The organism is Bradyrhizobium sp. ORS 278 (assembly GCF_000026145.1).
In the GTDB taxonomy this organism is placed as follows: domain Bacteria; phylum Pseudomonadota; class Alphaproteobacteria; order Rhizobiales; family Xanthobacteraceae; genus Bradyrhizobium.
The window spans coordinates 4,864,075-4,883,760 of sequence record NC_009445.1; the positions used below are offsets into that span (position 1 = coordinate 4,864,075).

General features: G+C 65.3%; 19 protein-coding genes. 7 read left to right on the forward strand and 12 right to left on the reverse strand.

All coding sequences use genetic code 11. The features are described 5' to 3' along the window. Window positions 1–104: 104 nt before the first annotated feature. The 7 genes from BRADO_RS21750 to BRADO_RS21780 all read left to right on the forward strand — a co-directional run bounded on the left by BRADO_RS21750 (window position 105) and on the right by BRADO_RS21780 (window position 5,435). Window positions 105–467 (forward strand): hypothetical protein, encoded by a 363-nt coding sequence (locus BRADO_RS21750; RefSeq protein ID WP_011927506.1) that lies wholly within the window; start codon window positions 105–107, stop codon window positions 465–467. 204 nt (window positions 468–671) lie between these two features. Next, a complete protein-coding gene (locus BRADO_RS21755) occupies window positions 672–953 on the forward strand; it encodes an acyl carrier protein (RefSeq protein WP_006609130.1) in 282 nt (93 codons plus the stop codon). 9 nt (window positions 954–962) lie between these two features. Then, the gene (locus tag BRADO_RS21760) at window positions 963–1,433 is read left to right on the forward strand and encodes a 3-hydroxyacyl-ACP dehydratase FabZ family protein (RefSeq protein ID WP_011927507.1); all 471 of its coding nucleotides are present in this window, start codon (window positions 963–965) and stop codon (window positions 1,431–1,433) included. Continuing rightward, window positions 1,430–2,635: a beta-ketoacyl-ACP synthase gene (locus tag BRADO_RS21765; protein ID WP_011927508.1), complete on the forward strand. Its 1,206-nt coding sequence runs from the start codon at window positions 1,430–1,432 to the stop codon at window positions 2,633–2,635. The genes BRADO_RS21760 and BRADO_RS21765 overlap by 4 nt, the downstream gene beginning before the upstream one ends. A 37-nt stretch (window positions 2,636–2,672) precedes the next feature. Then, the gene (locus BRADO_RS21770; RefSeq protein ID WP_008962796.1) at window positions 2,673–3,947 is read left to right on the forward strand and encodes a beta-ketoacyl-ACP synthase; all 1,275 of its coding nucleotides are present in this window, start codon (window positions 2,673–2,675) and stop codon (window positions 3,945–3,947) included. A 16-nt stretch (window positions 3,948–3,963) separates the two neighbouring features. Next, on the forward strand, window positions 3,964–4,896 hold the full coding sequence (locus BRADO_RS21775) for a lipid A biosynthesis lauroyl acyltransferase (RefSeq protein WP_011927509.1): 933 nt from the start codon (window positions 3,964–3,966) through the stop codon (window positions 4,894–4,896). A 161-nt stretch (window positions 4,897–5,057) separates the two neighbouring features. After that, on the forward strand, window positions 5,058–5,435 hold the full coding sequence (locus BRADO_RS21780) for a VOC family protein (RefSeq protein WP_011927510.1): 378 nt from the start codon (window positions 5,058–5,060) through the stop codon (window positions 5,433–5,435). 92 nt (window positions 5,436–5,527) lie between these two features. Here BRADO_RS21780 and BRADO_RS21785 read toward each other — a convergent pair whose 3' ends face one another. The 12 genes from BRADO_RS21785 to BRADO_RS21840 form a co-directional block, all read right to left on the reverse strand. Beyond that, complete coding sequence (locus BRADO_RS21785) at window positions 5,528–6,628, reverse strand: polyamine ABC transporter substrate-binding protein (protein ID WP_011927511.1); 1,101 nt, start codon at window positions 6,626–6,628, stop codon at window positions 5,528–5,530. Between the two features lie 12 nt (window positions 6,629–6,640). Beyond that, window positions 6,641–7,804, reverse strand: a complete 1,164-nt coding sequence (locus tag BRADO_RS21790; RefSeq protein ID WP_011927512.1) for an aminotransferase — start codon at window positions 7,802–7,804, stop codon at window positions 6,641–6,643. Between the two features lie 9 nt (window positions 7,805–7,813). Beyond that, on the reverse strand, window positions 7,814–8,137 hold the full coding sequence (locus tag BRADO_RS21795) for a rhodanese-like domain-containing protein (protein ID WP_011927513.1): 324 nt from the start codon (window positions 8,135–8,137) through the stop codon (window positions 7,814–7,816). A 104-nt stretch (window positions 8,138–8,241) separates the two neighbouring features. Continuing rightward, window positions 8,242–10,164 (reverse strand): potassium transporter Kup, encoded by a 1,923-nt coding sequence (locus tag BRADO_RS21800; RefSeq protein ID WP_011927514.1) that lies wholly within the window; start codon window positions 10,162–10,164, stop codon window positions 8,242–8,244. A gap of 155 nt (window positions 10,165–10,319) precedes the next feature. Then, complete coding sequence (locus tag BRADO_RS21805) at window positions 10,320–12,218, reverse strand: potassium transporter Kup (protein ID WP_011927515.1); 1,899 nt, start codon at window positions 12,216–12,218, stop codon at window positions 10,320–10,322. 256 nt (window positions 12,219–12,474) lie between these two features. Further along, on the reverse strand, window positions 12,475–13,305 hold the full coding sequence (locus BRADO_RS21810) for a flagellar motor protein MotB (protein ID WP_011927516.1): 831 nt from the start codon (window positions 13,303–13,305) through the stop codon (window positions 12,475–12,477). Window positions 13,306–13,335: 30 nt separating this feature from the next. Beyond that, window positions 13,336–14,109, reverse strand: coding sequence for a motility protein A (locus BRADO_RS21815; RefSeq protein ID WP_008962805.1), 774 nt, complete (start codon window positions 14,107–14,109; stop codon window positions 13,336–13,338). A 179-nt stretch (window positions 14,110–14,288) separates the two neighbouring features. Next, window positions 14,289–14,651, reverse strand: coding sequence for an Hpt domain-containing protein (locus BRADO_RS21820; protein ID WP_011927517.1), 363 nt, complete (start codon window positions 14,649–14,651; stop codon window positions 14,289–14,291). Further along, window positions 14,648–16,843, reverse strand: coding sequence for a hybrid sensor histidine kinase/response regulator (locus BRADO_RS21825; RefSeq protein WP_011927518.1), 2,196 nt, complete (start codon window positions 16,841–16,843; stop codon window positions 14,648–14,650). The genes BRADO_RS21820 and BRADO_RS21825 overlap by 4 nt, the downstream gene beginning before the upstream one ends. Window positions 16,844–17,103: 260 nt before the next feature. Beyond that, on the reverse strand, window positions 17,104–17,823 hold the full coding sequence (locus BRADO_RS21830) for an RraA family protein (RefSeq protein ID WP_011927519.1): 720 nt from the start codon (window positions 17,821–17,823) through the stop codon (window positions 17,104–17,106). Between the two features lie 107 nt (window positions 17,824–17,930). Beyond that, a complete protein-coding gene (locus BRADO_RS21835; RefSeq protein WP_011927520.1) occupies window positions 17,931–18,821 on the reverse strand; it encodes a phosphatidylcholine/phosphatidylserine synthase in 891 nt (296 codons plus the stop codon). Window positions 18,822–18,906: 85 nt separating this feature from the next. Then, on the reverse strand, window positions 18,907–19,623 hold the full coding sequence (locus tag BRADO_RS21840) for a phosphatidylserine decarboxylase (protein ID WP_256374629.1): 717 nt from the start codon (window positions 19,621–19,623) through the stop codon (window positions 18,907–18,909). Window positions 19,624–19,686 lie beyond the last annotated feature (63 nt).

The window sequence follows — 19,686 nt, forward strand, 5'->3', positions numbered from 1 at the left end:
ACATCCGCAGGGCGCCTCGAGGCTCTGATGCAGCTCAAGGCCGCCAAAGTTTCTTTGTGAGAGGCTGCGGCTGCGTGCTATGGAAAGACCATCGGAGTCGAGGCATGAAGACCCAGCGCCCCATCGCAGCGGAGGATGAGCATCGCGTGGTGCCGTTCCGGCCCCGCAATGGTCCGGCGCGGCGGGTCACCGAGGGCGGCAGTCCGAACGTGAATCCTCCCGTTCCGCTGCGGCGGCCCGAGCCGGTCTCGCTCGACCTCTCCCGGTATGAACAGCCGCGCGAGGAGCCCGACGATTTCCGGCATCGGATCCTCGCCAACATCGCCGCGATCGCCTTCACCATCGCGCTGACGGCGATCGGCATCTGGCTGGCGATGAGCATCGCGGATCTGCGCAAGACGCAGGATTGCCTCCTCACCGGACGGCGCGACTGCGCCCGCATCATCACCGAGACCTACATGCCCTGAAGGCCGCGCCCGCCTCCCTGACAGGGCATCACAATCCCGCCACAACCGGCGCTCCCGGCTCCATTGAACTCACCGCGGCGCTCCGATATACGGGCACACGACTCCTGGGCGACGGGGGTAAAAGGGCTCGCATCAGACGCCCCCAAGGCGGTGTCCCCTCGTTGCCCTTCTCCGGATTAGCTCCAAAATATCAAAGGCTTAGTGATGTCCTCAACATTCGATCAGGTCGCCACGATCATCGCTGAAACCTGCGACATCCCGCGCGACACGATCACGCCGGATAGCCACGCCATCGACGATCTGGGCATCGACAGCCTCGATTTCCTCGACATCGCCTTCGCCATCGACAAGGCCTTCGGCATCAAGCTGCCGCTGGAGAAGTGGACCCAGGAAGTGAACGACGGCAAGGCCAGCACCGAGCAGTATTTCGTGCTCAAGAACCTGTGCGCCCGCATCGACGAGCTGGTCGCCGCCAAGGGCGCCTGAGCGCCCGCCATGCAGATCGAATACTTCCTGCTGATCGACCGCATTCTCGACCTCAAGCTGGACGAGAAGACCATCACCGTCGAGGCCAAGGTTCCGACCGAGAGCACGATCTTCGAAGGACACTTCCCGGGCTACCCGATCATGCCCGGCGTGCTGCTGATCGAGTCGATGGCGCAGACCTCCGGCTGGCTGCTGCTCGCGCTGATGAAGTTCGAGCGGATGCCGTTCCTTGCCGCCGTGAAGGAAGCCAAGATGCGCGGCTTCGTGCAGCCCGGCGAGGTACTCACCGTCGAGGCCAACGTGCTGCATGAGGGCTCCGGCTACGCCATCACCGAGGCGCGCGTGAAAGTCGGCGGCAAGCTGCGCTCGAACGCGACGATCACGTTCAGCCACGTCCCCTTCCCCAATCCGGAACTGCGCGGACACATGGATGCCGTCGCCGAGCGCGTCGGCTTTCCGCACCAGATCCTGCAGCGATGAGTGAGACGCCTTCCGTGACATCAGCCCCCGTCGAAGTCTGGATCACCGGCATCGGCCTTGCGACCTCGCTCGGCGAGGGCCTCGATGCGAACTGGGAGGCTCTCAACGCCGGCCAGATCAATGTCGATGAGCAGGGCTTCGCGCCCTACATCGTGCATCCCTGGGCCAAGGTGAATCTCGAGGCGCAGATTCCGAAGAAGGAACAGCGCCAGATGGAGGCGTGGCAGCGCATCGGCACCTATGCCGCCGGGCTGGCGCTGGACTCGGCCGGGCTGAAGGGCAACAAGGACATCCTGTCCCGGATGGACATGATCGTCGCCGCCGGCGGCGGCGAGCGCGACATCTCGGTCGACACCGCCATTCTCAACGCCGAGGCCGCGGGCAACTGCACGCCGGGCTTCCTCAACGACCGGTTGATGAGCGATCTGCGGCCGACCCTGTTCCTGGCGCAGCTCTCGAATTTGCTCGCCGGCAACATCGCGATCTCGCACGGCGTCTGCGGCACCTCGCGCACCTTCATGGGCGAAGAGGTCGCCGGCGTGGACGCGTTCAAGATCGCGCTTGCCCGCATCGCCGGCGGACAGAGCGACATCGCGCTGGTCGGCGGCTCGCACAATGGCGAGCGCAAGGACCTGCTCGTGCTCTACGAGTTCGGCGACTACAATCTCAAGAACGAGTTCAAGCCGGTGTGGGCGCGCAAGGAGCATCCTGGCTTCGCGCTCGGCTCGGCCGGCGCCTTCCTGGTGCTGGAGTCCAAGCCGCATGCCGAAGCCCGTGGCGCCAAGCCGCTGGCGCGGCTGAGCAAGGTGGTGGCCGACCGCGCCCGCCGCAAGGAGGCCGGCGCCGTGACCGGTACGCTCGACCGGCTGTGGTCGGCGCTGGACGTGCACGAGGCGCCGGGCGCGATCATCACCGGCGCCACCGGTGCCGAGCCCGTGACGTCGGAGGAGCGCGCATTCCTCGACCGCCACAAGGCGTTCGCCGTGCGCTCGAGCGGCACCCGCTTCGGCCACACGATGGAGGCGCATTTCGCGCTCGATCTGGCGCTCGCCGCGCTGTCGATCTCGCGCGGCGCGCTGTTCGCGCCCGGCGACACCTCGGGAGTTGAGAGCGAGATGAATGAGGCTCCGGCCCAGATCGTGGTGGTCGGTGCTGGCCATTACCGCGGCGAAGGCATGGCCTTGGTCGAAGCTGTCAAGTGAACGCGGCGCGCGGCTAGACGACGCGACGGGGGACATCATGAGTGTACGCGACAAGTTTGGACGCCCCGTCGTGGTCGTGACGGGCATGGGCATCGTCACCTCGCTGGGTGCGGGCAAGTCCGACAATTGGACCAAGCTGGTGGCCGGCGAGTCCGGCATCCGCACCATCACGCGCTTCCCAATCGACGGGTTGAAGACGACGATGGCCGGCACGGTGGACTTCGTGCCAGTCGCGCCGTTCACCTCGACCGGCCTGTCCGAACGGCTCGGCCACATGGCCGTGGAGGAAGCGATCGCGCAGGCCGGCATCGGCTCCAAGGGCGACTTCCCGGGTCCGCTGTTTCTCGCTGTCGCGCCGGTCGAAATCGAGTGGCCGCAGCGGCTCGAGCTCGCGCATGAGGTCGGCGGCACGCACTTCACCTATGACGACCTCCTGAAGGTCTGCGGCGGCGGCAAGTTCGTCAACTACCACCACCGCTTCCTGTTCGGCTCGGTCGCCGACTCGTTGTCGGATACATTCGGTACCAAGGGCTCGCCGATCTCACTGTCGACCGCCTGCGCCTCCGGCGCTACCGCGATCCAGCTCGGCGTCGAGGCCATCCGCCGCGGCGAGACCGATGTCGCGCTGTGCGCGGCGACCGAAGGCTCGGTCAATCCGGAAGGCCTGGTGCGCTTCTCGCTGCTGTCGGCGCTATCGACCCAGAACGATCCGCCGCAGGCCGCCTCCAAGCCGTTCTCCAAGAACCGTGACGGCTTCGTCATGGCCGAAGGCGCCGGCGCGCTGGTGCTGGAAAGCTACGATGCGGCCGTGGCGCGTGGCGCGAAGATCCTCGGCGTCGTCGCAGGCTGCGGCGAGCTGACCGATTCCTTCCACCGCACCCGCTCCTCGCCGGACGGCAAGCCGATCATCGGCTGCATCCGGAAAGCCCTGGCCGATGCCGGCATGGCGCCGGAGCAGATCGACCACATCAACGCGCATGGCACCGCCACGCCCGAGAACGACAAGATGGAATATGTCGGCGTGTCCGCCGTGTTCGGCGAGCACACCGGCAAGATCCCGGTCTCGTCCAACAAGTCGATGGTCGGCCACACCATCTCCGCGGCCGGCGCGGTCGAGGCGATCATCTCGCTGCTGACGCTCGAGCATCAGCTGATCCCGCCGACCATCAACTACGACATTCCGGATCCCGCGATCCTGTTCGACGTCGTCGGCAACAAGGCCCGCGAGGCGCGCGTCACGGCCGTGATGTCGAACTCGTTCGGCTTCGGCGGCCAGAACGCCTCGCTGATCCTGACCCGCGAACCGGCCTGATCCGCCTGTCGCATCGATGAGTCTCCTGCCCCTCCGGACCAAGCTCGTCATCCGCCAGGAGGTGAAGTCGCTCGGATCCTCCGCCGTCGGCGCACTGACGGTCGGCATGCTCAAGACGACGCGCTATTTCGATCCGCAGAAGACGGCCGACCGCTTCGCGCGCATCGCGCAGTGGATCGGTCCCAAGTTGCGCGAGCAGCGCATCGGTCGCGACAATCTCACGAAAGCCTTCCCGGAGAAATCGCCCGAGGAGATCGAGCGTATCCTCGCCGGTGTCTGGGACAATCTCGGCCGAGTTGGCGCCGAGTTCGCCCATCTCGACAAGATCTGGGACTATGACGAGGAGCATCCCGAGCGCAGCCGGATCGAGCTGACGCCGCGCACGCACGAGCTGTTTCACCAGCTCCGCCTCGACGGCAAGCCGGCGCTGATCTTCGCGAGCCACCTCGCCAATTGGGAAATGCCGGCGCTGGCCGCCGTCGCCCACAAGCTCGACACCGCGATCCTCTACCGCCGCCCCAACATCGCCGCCGCCGACCGCATCATCCAGGAGATGCGCCAGGTAAAGATGGGCACCCTGATCCCCGCCGGCCGCGACGCGCCGCTGCGGCTCGGCCAGGCGCTCAAGAACGGCCAGCATGTTGCGATGCTGGTCGATCAGTACCTGACCGGCGGCGTCGAGGTGACGTTCTTCGGCCGCAAGACCCGCGCCAATCCGATGCTGGCCCGCCTGCTGCGCCAGGTCGAATGCCCCGTGCATGGCGTGCGCATCATCCGCCTGCCCGGCAACCGCTTCCGCGCCGAGCTGTCGGAGGAGGTGAAGCCGGTGCGCGATGCGAATGGACAGATCGACATCCAGGGCATGACGCAGGCGGTCACCAACGTCGTCGAAGGCTGGGTGCGCGAATATCCGGAGCAGTGGCTCTGGCTGCACCGCCGCTGGCGGTAATCCCTCCTCGCAGTCAAATTCCACCGCAAGGAAGAAGATCGGCAGCACGATCTTCCGTCAACAGGCCCTCCGAAGAAAACTCTTACCTCATCTGGCGACGCTCGCTACCTTGGCGCCGTATCCGAGACGCTGTTCGGAAGCTCCAGGGAGGACAAGCGCGAATGTTTTCGCACATCATGATCGGCACCAACGACCTCGACAAGGCCAAGGTCTTCTACGACAAGCTGCTGGGCACGCTCGGCGTGCGCCCGGCCAAGGTCGACGGCCACCGCATCTTCTACATCACGCCGACCGGCATCTTCTCGGTCTCCAAGCCGATCAACGGGCAGCCCGCCACGCCGGCCAATGGCGGCACCATCGGCTATGCCTGCAGTTCGTCCGAACAAGTTGATGCCTGGCACGCGGCCGGCCTGGAAGCCGGCGGCACCACCTGCGAGGATCCGCCCGGCGTGCGCCAGGGATCGACCGGCAAGCTGTATCTCGCCTATTTGCGCGATCTTGACGGCAACAAGCTCTGCGCGATGCACCGGCTGGCCTGATCTCTCCGGCGTCATTGCGAGGAGCAACGCGACGAAGCAATCCAGAGTCGTCGTCTTCGCCCTGGATTGCTTCGCAATGACGACAGCGCGAACTACCGCCCCGTCTTCACCTTCGTCCAGAGCCGGTTGATCAGGCGCTGCGTCGCCGGCTCGCGGGCGGCGATGACGAACAGCTTCTTCAGGGTCGCGTCATCGGGATATATGTTCTTATCACCGAGGATCTTCGGATCGATCAGCTTCTGGCTCGCCAGATTGCCGTTGGCGTAGGACAGGAAGTCCGAGTTCTTGGCCGCGACTTCAGGCCGGTAGAGATAGTTGATCAGCGCATACGCCTCGGGCACGTGCTGGGCATCGGCTGGGATGGCAAAATTGTCGAAGAACATCTGCGCGCCCTCTTTCGGGATCGCGTAGCCGATCTCGATGCCGTTCTTGGCCTCCTCTGCGCGGCTGCGGGCCTGCATGATGTCGCCGGACCAGCCGACAACGAGGCAGATCTCACCGGTGGCGAGCGCGCTCAGATATTCCGACGAATGAAACTTGCGCACGAAGGGCGCGACCTTGCCGACCACTTCGGCCGCCTTCTCCAGGTCAGCCTGCTTGGTCGAGTTGGGATCGAGGCCGAGATAGTTCAGCGCCGCCGGGAAGATGTCGTCGGCGGAATCCAGCATATGGACGCCGCAATCCTTGAACCTGGCAAGGTTCTCCGGCTTGAACACCATGTCCCAGCTGTCGATCCGCACGCCCGCGCCCAGGATCTTCTCGATTGCCTTCACATTGTAGCCGATGCCGGTCGTGCCCCACATGTAGTTGGCGGCGAACTGGTTGCCGGGATCGTAGGTGGCGAGACGCGCGGTGACTACCGTCCAGGCATTGGCGAGGTTCGGCAGCTTCGCCTTGTCGAGCGGCTGGAAGATCTTGGCCTTGATCTGGCGCTGGAGGAAATACGCCGTGGGCACCACGACGTCGTAGCCGGACTTGCCGGCGAGCAGCCTTGTCTCCAGCGTCTCGTTGGCGTCGAAGGTATCGTAGACGACCTTGATGCCGGTCTCCTTGGTGAAATCCTCAAGGACACCAGGCGCCATGTAGTTCGACCAGTTGTAGAAGTTCACGACGCGCTCCTCAGCTGCCGCAGCTGAGAGCGTCAGTACTGCGGCCGCCAGGGCCAGAGCCGAGCGAATGCAGCCGCGCGTCATGTCCTTCATCTCCTAGCGTCGGTGGATGGCATCGGACAGGCGCTCCAGCGCCGTGTCGAGCGTGGCGTCCTTCTTGGCGAAGCAGAAGCGGACGACCGAGGTCACCGCATCCTTCTCGTAGAATGCCGACACCGGGATCGCCGCCACCTTGTAATCGTGGACGATGCGCCGGCAGAACTGCTCGTCGGTTTCGTTGAGGCCGAGCGGCGACAGGTCGACCGTGAGGAAGTACGTCCCCTGCGCCTTCAGCACGGGGAAGCCGAGGCGTTCGAGTCCCGCTGTGAGCCGGTCGCGGCTGCGCGCGAGTTCGGCACGCATGTTGATGAAATAGTCGTCGGACTTGCCGAGGCCGTAGGCCACGGCCGTCTGCAGGTTCGGCGCGGTCGTGAAGGTCAGGAACTGATGCACCTTGGCGGCGACGCGCAAAAGCTGCGGCGCAGCGCAGACGAAGCCGATCTTCCAGCCCGTCAGCGAGAAAATCTTGCCGGCCGAGCCGACCTTGATGGTGCGATCGCGCATGCCGGGAATGGTGATCAGCGGAATGTGCTCGCGGCCGTCGAACACCACGTGCTCCCAGACCTCGTCGCAGATCGCGACCGCGTCGAAATCCTGGCAGAAGCGGGCGAGCAGCTCGAGATCCTCGCGCGGATAGACCACGGCCGCCGGGTTCAGCGGATTGTTGAACAGCACGGCCTTGGTCTTCGCGGAGAACGCCGAGCGCAGCATCTCCTCCGACAGCCGCCAATGCGGCGGCTCCAGCCGCAGCAGTTTTGGAATGCCGCCGGCCTGGCGGATGATCGGGAGGTAGGAATCGTAGACTGGCTGGAAGCAGATGACCTCATCGCCCGGCTCGACCACGGACAGGATCGCCGAGGTCAGCGCCTCGGTGCCGCCGGAGGTGACCATCACCTCGCTCATCGGGTCGAGATCGAGCTTGTGCCAGTGCTTGTAATGCGCGGCGATGGCCTGGCGCAGCTCCGGCAGGCCCATCATCGAAGGATACTGGTTGTAGCCATTCAACACCGCGTCCGCAGCGGCGCGGCGGATGTCCTCCGGACCGGGATCGTCGGGAAAGCCCTGCCCCAGATTGATGGCGTTGTTGTCGCGCGCGAGCTGCGACATCTGCTCGAAGATGGTGACGGGCAGATCGGCGAAGACCTTATTCTGCGAAATCATGATCGGGTGTCAGCCGCCGGTCTTGATCGGCAGGCCGGCCGCCTTCCAGCCGAGCATCCCGCCTTGCAGGTGCTTGTCGTACGGCATGCCCGCGGATTGCGCGGCCAGCGAGGCCGTCACTGAGCGCTTGCCGGAGCGACAGGCGAACACGACATCCTTGCCCTGGGGGTCCGGGATCAGCTTCGGGTCGAAAGCCGAGAGGGGAACAACGATGCCGTCGGGATAGGCTTCCGCAGCAACTTCGTTCGGCTCGCGCACGTCAACCAGAAGAATTCGCCCCTCGGCGATCCCCTTGGCCACGTCCTGCGGGGTCAAATCGTGCACAACAGCCACGCCATCCTCCAAGCCTTCAGCGGAGCCGCACAGGGCTCCGCACCGGCGCCAAACTCGCCCCGGACGCCGGGAAAATCAAGCGGTTCGCGAACGGCCGGAGGCCCTCAGATCGTGACCTGCGTTCCGACCTCGACGACGCGGCCGCTCGGGATCTGGAAATAATCGGTGGCGTCGTTGGCCGAGCGGCTCATGGTGATGAACAGATGATCCTGCCAGCGCGGCATGCCCGAATGCGCCGCCGGCTTGAGCGCGCGGCGCGACAGGAAGAACGAGGTCGACATGATGTCGAACTGCCAGCCGAGCTTGCGCGCGATCGCGAGCGCCTTCGGTACGTTCGGCGATTCCATGAAGCCGAAGCGCAGGGTGACCTTGGAGAAGGTCGGGCTGATCTGCTCCAGGCGCACCCGCTCCGACGGATCGATGCGCGGCGTCGGCGCGGTCTCGATCGTCAGGATGACGTTCTTCTCGTGCAGCACCTTGTAGTGCTTGAGGCTGTGCATCAGCGCGGTTGGCGCGCTCAGCGGATCCGAGGTCAGGAAGACGGCCGTGCCGGCCACCCGCTGCGGCGGCCGCTTCTCCAGCATCGCGACGAGATCGGCGAGCGGGAATTCCAGCTTGCGCGACTTGTCGAACAACAGCCGGCTGCCGCGCCGCCACGTGTACATCAAGGTCATCACGAAGCCGCCGAGCGCCAGCGGCACCCAGCCGCCTTCCAGCACCTTCAAAAGGTTCGCCGACAGGAAGGTCAGGTCCAGGAACAGGAACGGCGCGATCAGCGCGCCGGCTGCGATCGGCGACCACCGCCAGACCTTCCAGATCACGACGAAGCCCATCATCGCCGTCACCACCATCGTGCCGGTGACCGAGATGCCGTAGGCCGAGGCCAGCGCGCTGGAAGACTTGAACAGCAGCACCAGCAGCACCACCGAGACCAGCAGCAGCTTATTGATGCGCGGGATGTAGATCTGGCCGGAATGCGCTTCGGAGGTGTGCCGAATCTCGAAGCGCGGCAGGAGGCCGAGCTGGATCGCCTGCCGGGTCAGCGAATAGGCGCCGGTGATCACGGCCTGGCTGGCGATGACGGTCGCGACCGTCGCCAGCGCGACCATCGGGATCAGCGCCCAATCCGGGAACATCAGGAAGAACGGGTTCTCGATCGCCTTGGCGTCGGCAATCACCAGCGCGCCCTGCCCTAGATAGTTCAGCGCCAGCGACGGCAGCACGACGAACAGCCACGCGGTCTGGATCGGCCGCTTGCCGAAATGGCCGAGGTCGGCATAGAGGGCCTCGGCCCCGGTCACCGCCAGGAACACGGCGCCGAGCGTGATGAAGCCGATGATGCCATGATGCAGCATGAAGCTGACGGCGTGGAGCGGATTGATGGCCCACAGCACCTCAGGATGGCGCAGGATCGGCGGAAACGCCGCGATGCCGATCACCAGGAACCAGATCAGCATGATGGGGCCGAAGAAGGCCGCGACCTTGGCCGTGCCGCGCACCTGGACCGCGAACAGCATGACAAGGATGATGATGGTCAGCGGCACGACGTAGGGGTCGAACGCGGCCGTGACCAGCTTGATGCCTTCGATCGCCGACAGCACCGACAGCGCCGGCGTGATCACCGCGTCGCCGTAGAACAGCGCACCGGAGATGATGCCCAGAAGCACGATAATGCTGGCGCCGCGGGCGACCCCGCGCTGGGCCAGCGCCATCAACGCCAGCGTTCCACCCTCGCCGTGGTTGTCGGCCCGCAGCAGGATCACGACGTATTTGAGGGTCACCACGACGATCAGCGCCCAGAGGATCAGCGACACCACGCCCATGACGGCGTGAGGCGCCGCCTCGCCGCCGCTACTGGCCGCCATCACGGCTTCGCGCAGCGCGTAGAGCGGGCTGGTGCCGATGTCGCCATAGACGACGCCGATGCTCCCCAATGTCAGCGCCGTGAAGCTGGCCGTGGAGTGGGCATCGCCATGCCCGTTGGTCGCCGGCGTCTCCGCGGGCGTGGCTGCGATGTCGGCTGTCATTGGGTAGCCCCCTCGAGGACTGGTTGAATGCTTCACTGCACAAGATGGCAGAGCGCGCGGCTTATAGCTAAGGCGCTCCCGCTATGACCTGCAGATATTGCAGGTCAGCAAAGCGAATTAACATATCTTAACCGATTCGACCGTAGGTGAAACCTTCAAATCGTTACCTGGGTACCGACTTCCACGACCCGTCCGGTCGGAATCTGAAAGTAGTCGGTGGCATCATTGGCCGACCGGCTGAGACCAATGAACAGATGGTCCTGCCACATCGGCATGCCCGATTGCGACGACGGCTTCAGCGACCGGCGCGAAACGAAGAACGACGTCGACATGATGTCGAACTGCCAGCCGAGCTTGCGCGCCACCGCAAGCGCCCGCGGCACGTTCGGCGACTCCATGAAGCCGAAGCGCAGCCGGACCTTGGAGAATTTTTCGCTGATCTTCTCCATCCGCACCCGCTCGGACACGTCGACGCGCGGCGTCTGGGCGGTCTCGATCGTCAGAATCACATTGTGCTCGTGCAGCACCTTGTTGTGCTTGAGATTGTGCAGCAGCGCCGTCGGCACCGAGGTCGGGTCGCTGGTGAGGAACACCGCGGTGCCCTTGACGATATGCGGCGGCCGCTTCTCGAGGCTGGCCACGAGATCGTCGAGCGGGACCTCGATCTTGCGGGTCTTGAGCGTCAAGATCGCCGAGCCGCGCCGCCAGGTCCAGATCGTCACCACCATCGCGGCGCCAAACAGCAGCGGCACCCAGGCCCCCTCGAACAGCTTCAGCAGATTGGCGCTGAAGAAGGTCAGGTCGACGATCACGAACGGGGCGATGATCGCGGCGGCCACCGCAGCCCGCAGATTCCAGAGCTTCCAGATCACCACGAAGCCCATGATGCCGTCGGCGACCATGGTGGTGGACACCGCGATGCCGTAGGCGGAGGCCAGGTTGCTCGACGTGCGGAACATCAGCACCAGCAGCATGACGCCGATCAGCAGCAGGCGGTTGACGCGCGGCAGATAGATCTGGCCGGCATGGCTCTCCGAGGTATAGCGGACCTCGAAGCGCGGCAGCAGCCCGAGTTGCACCGCCTGGCTGACCAGCGAATAGGCCCCGGTGATCACGGCCTGGCTCGCGATCACGGTCGCGGCGGTGGCCAGCACGACGAGCGGCAGCAGCAGCAGCTCGGGCACCATGCGATAGAACGAGTTCTCGATCGCGGCCGGGTCGGACAGCACCAGAGCGCCCTGCCCGAAATAGTTGATCAACAGCGCCGGCAGCACGAAGAACAGCCACGCCGACTGGATCGGCTTGCGGCCGAAATGCCCGAGGTCGGCATACAGCGCTTCGCCGCCAGTAACCGCAAGAAAGACGGCGCCCAGCGTGACCAGGCCGACCGTGCCATGCGACAGCAGGAAGTGCACCGCGTAATAGGGATTGATCGCCGCCAGCACCGACGGGTCGTCGCTGATATGTACAATGCCCATCACAGCGAGGCTCAGGAACCAGGTCACCATCACCGGACCGAACGCCGTCGCCACCCGCGCCGTGCCCTTGCTCTGCACCGCGAACAGCACGACCAGGATGAAGACCGTGAGTGGCACGACATAGTGCTCGAGCGCTGGCGCAGCGAGCTTGAGACCTTCGACCGCCGACAGCACCGAGATCGCCGGCGTGATCATCGAATCGCCGATGAACATCGAGGCGCCGACCACGCCCAGCGCCATCAGGAACATGCTGCGACGGCCGAGCGCCCGCTGGCCGAGCGCCATCAGCGACAGCGTGCCGCCCTCGCCGTTGTTGTCCGCCCGCAACAGCAGCAGGACGTATTTGGCGGTGACGACGATGAACAGCGACCAGAGGATCAGCGACAGCACGCCGAGGACGATCATCCGCGACACCGGCTGGCCGTGAGCCGCGCCGATCGCGGCCTCGCGGAAGGCGTACAGCGGCGAGGTCCCGATGTCGCCAAACACGACGCCGATGCTGCCGAGCGTCAGGCCCCAGAACCCCGATGTGCTCGCGGTCTCCTGACCTTCGGTCGTTGTGGCGGTGGCCGTCATGGTGCTTGGAACGCATCTTCCCTGATTGCCCGGCGCGTTTGGACGCAGCCCGGCCGCGGGTCAAGTCTCTATCGTAACAGGGCTGGATCTGTCGCCTGCGACCAAAGACGCAGGGACGCGCCTTGCACAGCTCTCGCATTCCGCCTGCCGGCAGGGACCCTTCTCGCACCATATCCAGGCGCGAGGCTTGATACGCTGCCGAAAATCAGTGGCACGCCCTGCCTGACGCCAATATGGTGTGGCGAAGCGACGGAGACTAGGGCTTCAGGTCCGGCGGCAAGGGCGGATCCTCACGCATCAGCGTGATCGTCACGCGTCGGTTGGCCGCCAGCGAGGGATCATCCGGGAACAGTGGCTGGGTGTCGGCCTTGCCCGACACGGCGAAGATGTGGCTGGGCGGAAGACCTTCCCGCTCGAGGATCTGGCGCACGGCGTTGGCGCGGTCCGCCGACAGATCGAAGGCGCCATAGTCGCTGCGGGCCGGAACGAAACCCGCCGCCGTGTGGCCGGTGATCTGCACGCGCAGCGGCGTCGCCTTGAGCGGCGCGGCGAGCTTTTCGATCAGGCGCCGGGTCCGGTCATAAGGCGTCTTGGAGCCGTCGGCGAACATCGAGCGCCCGTCCTGGTCGACGATCTCGAGATTGAGGCCCTGCTTGGTCTCCTCGAACATGATGTGCTTGGAGATCTCCGTCATCTCCGGCATGTCCTGCAGCGCCTGGCGCAGCGAGGCGGAGGCCAGCGCGAACTGCCGGTCGGTCTTGAGCTTGGCGCCGTTGGTATGCTGGCGCTCCTCCTGCTCGGGGCTCGGTTCGCGCGACGTCTCCTCCGGGGAGATGTGGGCCGCGTTCTTCAGCTTCGGGCGGGTCGGCAGGCCGTCGGATTCCACGATGCCGGAGTAGCGCGACTCCGACTGCACGCCGAAGGCCTCGCGCATCGAGCCGGCGACGATCTTCAGCTTGTTGTTGTCCATGGTGGAGAACGCGACGAGCATCACGAAGAAGCTCATCATGAGACCCATCAGGTCGGCGAAGGTCACGAACCAGCCGTGCCCGCCGCCATGCGCGTCGCCGCGTTTTTTCTTGGCCATCCGCTAGCTCCGGTGCCCCCCGATGACGGCCTAGGCCGGCACCGGCTCCCCTTCGGCGTGGCGATGTTTCTCCGGCAGGTAGGCCAGCAGCATCTCCCGGACCAGCGCCGGGCTCTTCGAGTCGCGGATCATCAGGATGCCGTCGATGATCAGCGTGCGATTGGTCTCCTCGTCGAGCAGCTTGCCGTGCAGCTTGTCGGCGATCGGGAGGCAGAACAGGTTCGCGACCAGCGCGCCGTACAACGTCGCGAGCAGCGCGGTCGCCATGAACGGGCCAAGCTTGGACGGGTCGGTCATGTTGGCGAACATCTGCACCATGCCGATCAGCGTGCCGATCATGCCGAACGCCGGCGCGCAATCGCCGATGGCGCGGTAGATCTTGCTGCCCTCGTCGAGATGCATCAGGAAATTGTCGCGGTCGCGCTCGAGATTGTCGCGAATGAATTCGAGGTCGTACCCGTCGGCCACGTAGCGGATGCCCTTGGCCAGGAACGGCTCGTCGGTCTCGACCTTTTCGAGGCCGACCGGTCCCTGCTTACGGGCGATCTCGGCGATGCGGGCGAGCTCGTCGACGAGGTCGCGCGCCGAGAGCCGGCTCATCGTGAAAGCGAATTTGGCGCCGAGCGGAAGCCCGTGCAGCATGGCGCCGAGCGGAAAGCGGATCATGGTCGCGGCGATCGAGCCGCCGAAGATGATGATCACGGCATGCTCGCTGATGAACATCTCGACGTCGCCGCCCAGCAGCATCATCGTCGCGATGACGATGCCACCAGCGACCAGCCCGACACTCGTCATGATATCCATGAGCTTACTCCACCCGCATACGCGAACTACCGGCCATCCTGGACGGGCGCGTCGGCCCTGCCCCACGCGCAATCGAGATTAAATGCGCGCCATTAAGGACGAGTTACCGAATTTGGTAGGCATAATGAGAGGTAAACGAAATGCAGCGAACAGATGCGGGCCGAGCGCGACAGGCGCGCTCAGGCCGCCGCCGCGCCGCTCTTGAGCAGATTGGCCTCGGCGAATATCACGGCCTGCTCGAAAGACTTCTCCATCTTGTGGACCATCTCCAGCATCTGGGCCGGCTCCATCGTCGCCGAGCCGAGCTCGAGCTCGCGTGACAGCCGCGACAGCGCCGCGAAGCCGAACGTCGCCGACGAGCTCTTGATGGAATGCGCCTCGCGCTTCAGCTCGAGCCGGTCCTCGAACTTGGAGGCCAGCTTGCCGAACTTTCCGGAGGTGTCGTCCAGGAAGGTCCTGAGCACCTCCAGGGCATCCTCCTCGCCGAGCTCGGAGATCAGGATCTGGTAGACGGATTCATCGAATTGCACCAGGTCGGTCATGCGACAAGCCTTTCCTTGTTCGTGGCCGCGGCCGCGCGGAGCAGAGCGGCGTTCAGTCGATCGCGTGTGACCGGCTTGGTCACGAAGTCGTTCATGCCGGCATCCGTGCACGCCAGATGATCCTGGCTGGTGGCGTTGGCCGTCAGAGCAATGATGTAGATGTCCTGCGCGGGTGGCGGCAGCGAGCGGATCATCCGCGTCGCGGTCAAGCCGTCCATCTCCGGCATCATCATGTCCATCAGGATCAGGTCGTAGGTCTGCTTCTGCACGGCGGCCACCGCCTGGGTGCCGTTCTCGACGAGCTCATAGCTGTGGCCGAGCTTGTCGAGGAGCTTCTTGATCACGAACTGATTGGTGAGATTGTCCTCGGCGACGAGGATCCTGAGCGGCTCGACGGGCGCGGGACGCTCCTCGACGACGGCCTCGCCGACCGGAGCGATGGTGGCTTCGGGTGCGCTCACCTGCTCCACGTCCGGCTGAGGTTGCGGCTGAACCTGGATCGAGAAGGTGAAGGTACTGCCCTCGCCGACCTTGCTCTGCACCTTGATGTCGCCGCCCATGCAGGTGACGAGACGCTTGCAGATCGCAAGTCCGAGCCCCGTGCCGCCGAAGCGGCGCGAGATCGAATTGTCGACCTGCGAGAACTGCTTGAACAGGCGCCCGACTGCCTCCGCCGGAATGCCGACGCCGGTGTCGGCAACCGAGAACACGAGCGTCAGGTTCGGCCCGGCGAGATCTTCGGCCCGGACGTCGACATGAACGCTGCCCGCCTCGGTGAATTTCAGCGCGTTGCCGACCAGGTTGAACAGCACCTGCCGCAGCCGTGCGGGATCGCCGACCACGTAGGTCGGCACATCGGGTGCGATCGAGGTGGTCAGTTGCAGCCCCTTCTCCTTGGCGCGGGAGACCAGGAGCTCGGCGGTCGCGGTCACCGACCGGTGGAGGTCGAACTCGATATGCTCGATCTCGAGCCGGTCGGCATCCAGCTTGGAGAAATCAAGCACGTCATTGAGAAGCTGCAGCAGATAGTCGGCCGACTCGCGCAGCGTGGTCGCGATCTTGCGCTGCTCCGGCGCCAGGTCGGCTGACAGCAGCAGGTCGGCAAGGCCAATGACGCCGTTCATGGGCGTGCGGATCTCGTGGCTCATCATCGCCAGGAATTCCGAACGCGCCCGGGTGCCAGCCTCGGCGGCATCGCGCGACGCGGCGAGGCCGGCCTGATAGCGTGCGATCAGGATTGTGATGATGCCGATCACGACGGTCAGCAGCCCGCCGACCAGCAGGTCGCGATCGCGATTGCGCTTGAAGGCCGCGAAGATCTCGTCGGACGCCTGGCCGACGATGACCACCAGCGGCTGGTCCTTGATGCGTTGGAACGAATAGATGCGCGGAATGCCGTCGATCAGGCTCTTGACGGTGTAGGAGCCGCTGCTCCTGTGCTGGATCGCGGCCATGACCGGACTTCCGGCGAGCGAGGAGCCGACGCCGGTGGGACCCGCCGAGGCTCGCGCGCGCACGATGCCGTCAAGACCCACCAGGGTGACGTTGCCGTTCTTGCCGAGATCGACCGAATTGTAGAAGCTCGAGAGATATTCAGGGTCGAGCGAGACCACCACGACGCCGCCGAACGAGCCGTCGGGCATGATGATGCGGCGGGTCAGCTGGATCGACCATTTGTTGGAGACGCGGCCGAAGATCGGCTTGCTGATGAAGAGAAAGTCGTCCTTGCCGTCGGCATGGACACGGAAGTGCTCGCGGTCACGCAGGTCCACGCCGCGCATCTTCGGGTCGATGTTGCTGGACAGCATGATGCCGTCCTTGCCGATCACCACCACCTGGAACGAGAAGTCGGACAGGAACTGGCTGTTCTTCGACCACAACGACATGTCGAAGTTCTGCGGGTCCTTGGCGTAGGAGTCGCGGACATAAAGCAGCGTCTGGTCCGCGGCGCGGATGGAGCGGATGATCTGCTCCTCGAAGGCGCGCGCGAGATTGGCGCCGTTCTTGAGCGCCGACTGCTCGGTGCGGGAGTGCTCCTCGGTGATCGTGTAGAAGATCCCGGCCCACACCAGCGCGATCGCCGACAGGCCGATCACGGCGCTGCCGAAATGCCCGATCAGCCGCACCATCGTATCGACGGCCCGGTCGAGCCGGCCGAAGAACGGCATCGATTTGGATATCAGCCTGCGCATGTCACTCGTCCTCGGAGGTCATGCCTAGCGATGCAGGCTCGCCATCAGGTAAAGCTTGATGGATAAAATCTTCTCAACAGGCGACAGCCCCTTAACATTCGGCCCGTTGGGCGCCAGGAAGGGTAATCAGTCACCGCGATTTCAGTGACCCCGTAATGATCCGGATAAGCTGATCGCACCGGCGCGCCATAGCCGGCTCGCGAATGAGCCTGAGCTGACGAGCCGCTCCGCCGGCGCGGTGCGGCTGCGTGGCAGCGGGCTCAGTGAATCTCGGCCGAACGCTTCAGCGCGGCCTTCAGCTTCTCCAGTGAGAAATCCGCCGAGCGCGCGATCTCCAGGATCGGCGTTTCGCGGCGGCCGCAGAGCTCGGCCGCCTCCGGCAGCCTGGCTGCAATGTCGTGGGGAATCACGATCGCGCCGTGACGATCGGAGTGAATCAGATCGTCCGAGCGCACGGTCATGCCGGCGACGCGGACCTCGCCGCCGAAGCTCTCGGCATGGACCCAGGCATGCGACGGCCCGATCGAGCCGGCCAGCGCCTGGAAGCCGGGGGCCCATTGCGGAATATCACGGATCGAGCCGTCGGTGATCACGCCGAGGCAGCCGAGCGCCTTGTGCACATTGCTTTGCACCTCGCCCCAGAACGCACCGTAGCCGATATCGGGGCCGTCGATGTCCTGGATCACCACGATACGCGGCCCGTGACCGGTGCCGACATATTCGTAGTAGTCGGTGCGCCGCCTCGCCTGCTCCTCCGCCGGCAGGCCGGACTTGACCACCGAGCGGATGGTCGCGGTGCGCGCGTAGCCGACCATCGGCGGAAGATCGGGAAACGGGCAGACCAGCGGCTTGGTGGTGTAGCCGATCAGCCGGCGCTCGGGCGCCACCAGCTCCATCGCGTTGCAGATGGTCGGCGTATCGTAGCGCGCGAGCGCCTCGAGAATGGCGGGAGCGAGGGGCGCGGCGGCGGACGTTGTCACTGGCGTTTTCTCCGGATGCTCAGACGGACGTCATCGCCGTCCTTGCATCCGGTATAGCCGACGCTCTCGACGCGGCAAAGCTTCAGGCCGGGCTGACCGCCTTGCGCTCAGTGCAGCCGCTCAGGCGGCCGCTGGTCCTGCTCGGCCGGCGGCGCGGCAGCCGGCGCGAAGGTTGGCGTCGCGGATGATGGTGACTGCGGAGCAGCGGCGGCACCGGCGAGCGTCGCGGCGTGCTTCGCCGCCTGCTGGCGGTACAGCCGCCAGCCAAACGGCAGGCTCACCATGTACAGGATCGAGACCGCCGACAGGATGTGCCAGGGGTAGACCACGATCAGCGCGACGAAGAACACGACCGCCGCGAACACCGGCAGCACGAGCTCGGGCGAGACGCGCATCCGCGTGGTCTTGCCGGAGAAGACAGGCAACCGCGAGACCATCAGGAACGCGATCAGCAGCGTGTAGAAGGCGGTGACCAGCGCCGGCGGCTTGGGCAGGTCGAGGAAGGCGAGATAGACGGGCAGCAGCACGGTGATCGCACCGAGCGGCGCCGGCACACCGGTGAAGAAGTTGGCGGCAAACGGCGGCCTGCTGGGATCGTCGATGCTGGCGTTGAAGCGCGCCAGCCGCAGCCCGCCGCTGATGGCGTACATCATCGCGGCGATCCAGCCGCCGTCGCGCAGCTCCTGAAGCTGCCAGAAATACAACATCAGGCCGGGCGCAACGCCGAAATTGACGAAGTCGGCGAGGCTGTCGAGCTCGGCGCCGAATTTCGACTGGCCCTTGATCATGCGGGCGATGCGGCCGTCGATGCCATCCAGGAAGGCGGCGAGCACGATGGCCGCGACTGCGAGCTCCATCCGGCCCTCGGTGGACAGCCGGATCGCGGTCAGGCCGGCGCAGATCGCCAGCAAGGTGATCATGTTCGGCACCAGCAGCCGCACCGGGATGGGGCGGAAGCGGCGACGACGAAGGTCGGGAGAGGTCGGATCGAAGCTCATGATCACACCACGGGGGTTGCACTGGACCTTGTGCCGGATCCGGACCCAAAGTCCCGTTAATGGGTCATCCCGGACCGACGGGGGTTCACTGGCTCCGGAACGTCAGGCCCGGCACGGCGACGTCGAAATCGGCCAGGACCGTCTCGCCCGCGATCGCGGTCTGCCCCTCGGAGACCAGAACCTCGGTGCCGTCTGGGAAATAAACGTCGAGCCGCGAACCGAAGCGGATCAGTCCGAACCGCTCCCCAGCCCCCACGGTCTGGCCCTCGCGGACGAACGACACGATCCGGCGCGCCACGAGGCCAGCGATCTGGACAACGCCGATCTTGCCGTGCGGTGTCGAGATCGCGAGCGAATTGCGCTCATTGTCCTCACTCGCCTTGTCGAGTTCGGCATTGATGAAGGCGCCCGGACGGTAGGCGATCTTCTCGATCCGCCCCGCCACCGGGCTGCGGTTCACGTGGACGTTGAAGACGCTCATGAAGATCGAGACGCGCAACAGCGGCCGGTCGCCGAGGCCAAGCTCGGCCGGCGGCAAGGCGCGGGTGATCATCGAGATGCGGCCGTCGGCCGGCGCCACCACCAGCCCCTCCCGCTGCGGCGTCACCCGGATCGGGTCGCGGAAGAACAGCGCGCACCACACGGTGAGCAAAGTGCCGATCCAGCCGAGCGGGGCGAAGATCCAGAACAGGATCAGGCTGACCAGGGCAAAGGCGCCGATGAACGGATAGCCCTCGGGATGGATCGGCGGGATCTGAGCACGGATGGAATTGCTGATCGACATGGCCTGCTTCGTTGAGATGGTGTCCCTCTGACCTCAGAGCGGACCGCCGCCTTGACTAGGTCGCTGCGCGGCGAAGGTCAA

Bases quoted from the DNA above. Each gene is read 5' to 3' on its own strand.
- BRADO_RS21750 (WP_011927506.1), top strand. From the start codon at position 105: ATGAAGACCCAGCGCCCCATCGCAGCGGAGGATGAGCATCGCGTGGTG.
- BRADO_RS21755 (WP_006609130.1), top strand. From the start codon at position 672: ATGTCCTCAACATTCGATCAGGTCGCCACGATCATCGCTGAAACCTGC.
- BRADO_RS21760 (WP_011927507.1), top strand. From the start codon at position 963: ATGCAGATCGAATACTTCCTGCTGATCGACCGCATTCTCGACCTCAAG.
- BRADO_RS21765 (WP_011927508.1), top strand. From the start codon at position 1,430: ATGAGTGAGACGCCTTCCGTGACATCAGCCCCCGTCGAAGTCTGGATC.
- BRADO_RS21770 (WP_008962796.1), top strand. From the start codon at position 2,673: ATGAGTGTACGCGACAAGTTTGGACGCCCCGTCGTGGTCGTGACGGGC.
- BRADO_RS21775 (WP_011927509.1), top strand. From the start codon at position 3,964: ATGAGTCTCCTGCCCCTCCGGACCAAGCTCGTCATCCGCCAGGAGGTG.
- BRADO_RS21780 (WP_011927510.1), top strand. From the start codon at position 5,058: ATGTTTTCGCACATCATGATCGGCACCAACGACCTCGACAAGGCCAAG.
- BRADO_RS21785 (WP_011927511.1), bottom strand. From the start codon at position 6,628: ATGACGCGCGGCTGCATTCGCTCGGCTCTGGCCCTGGCGGCCGCAGTA.
- BRADO_RS21790 (WP_011927512.1), bottom strand. From the start codon at position 7,804: ATGATTTCGCAGAATAAGGTCTTCGCCGATCTGCCCGTCACCATCTTC.
- BRADO_RS21800 (WP_011927514.1), bottom strand. From the start codon at position 10,164: ATGACAGCCGACATCGCAGCCACGCCCGCGGAGACGCCGGCGACCAAC.
- BRADO_RS21805 (WP_011927515.1), bottom strand. From the start codon at position 12,218: ATGACGGCCACCGCCACAACGACCGAAGGTCAGGAGACCGCGAGCACA.
- BRADO_RS21810 (WP_011927516.1), bottom strand. From the start codon at position 13,305: ATGGCCAAGAAAAAACGCGGCGACGCGCATGGCGGCGGGCACGGCTGG.
- BRADO_RS21815 (WP_008962805.1), bottom strand. From the start codon at position 14,109: ATGGATATCATGACGAGTGTCGGGCTGGTCGCTGGTGGCATCGTCATC.
- BRADO_RS21820 (WP_011927517.1), bottom strand. From the start codon at position 14,651: ATGACCGACCTGGTGCAATTCGATGAATCCGTCTACCAGATCCTGATC.
- BRADO_RS21825 (WP_011927518.1), bottom strand. From the start codon at position 16,843: ATGCGCAGGCTGATATCCAAATCGATGCCGTTCTTCGGCCGGCTCGAC.
- BRADO_RS21835 (WP_011927520.1), bottom strand. From the start codon at position 18,821: ATGAGCTTCGATCCGACCTCTCCCGACCTTCGTCGTCGCCGCTTCCGC.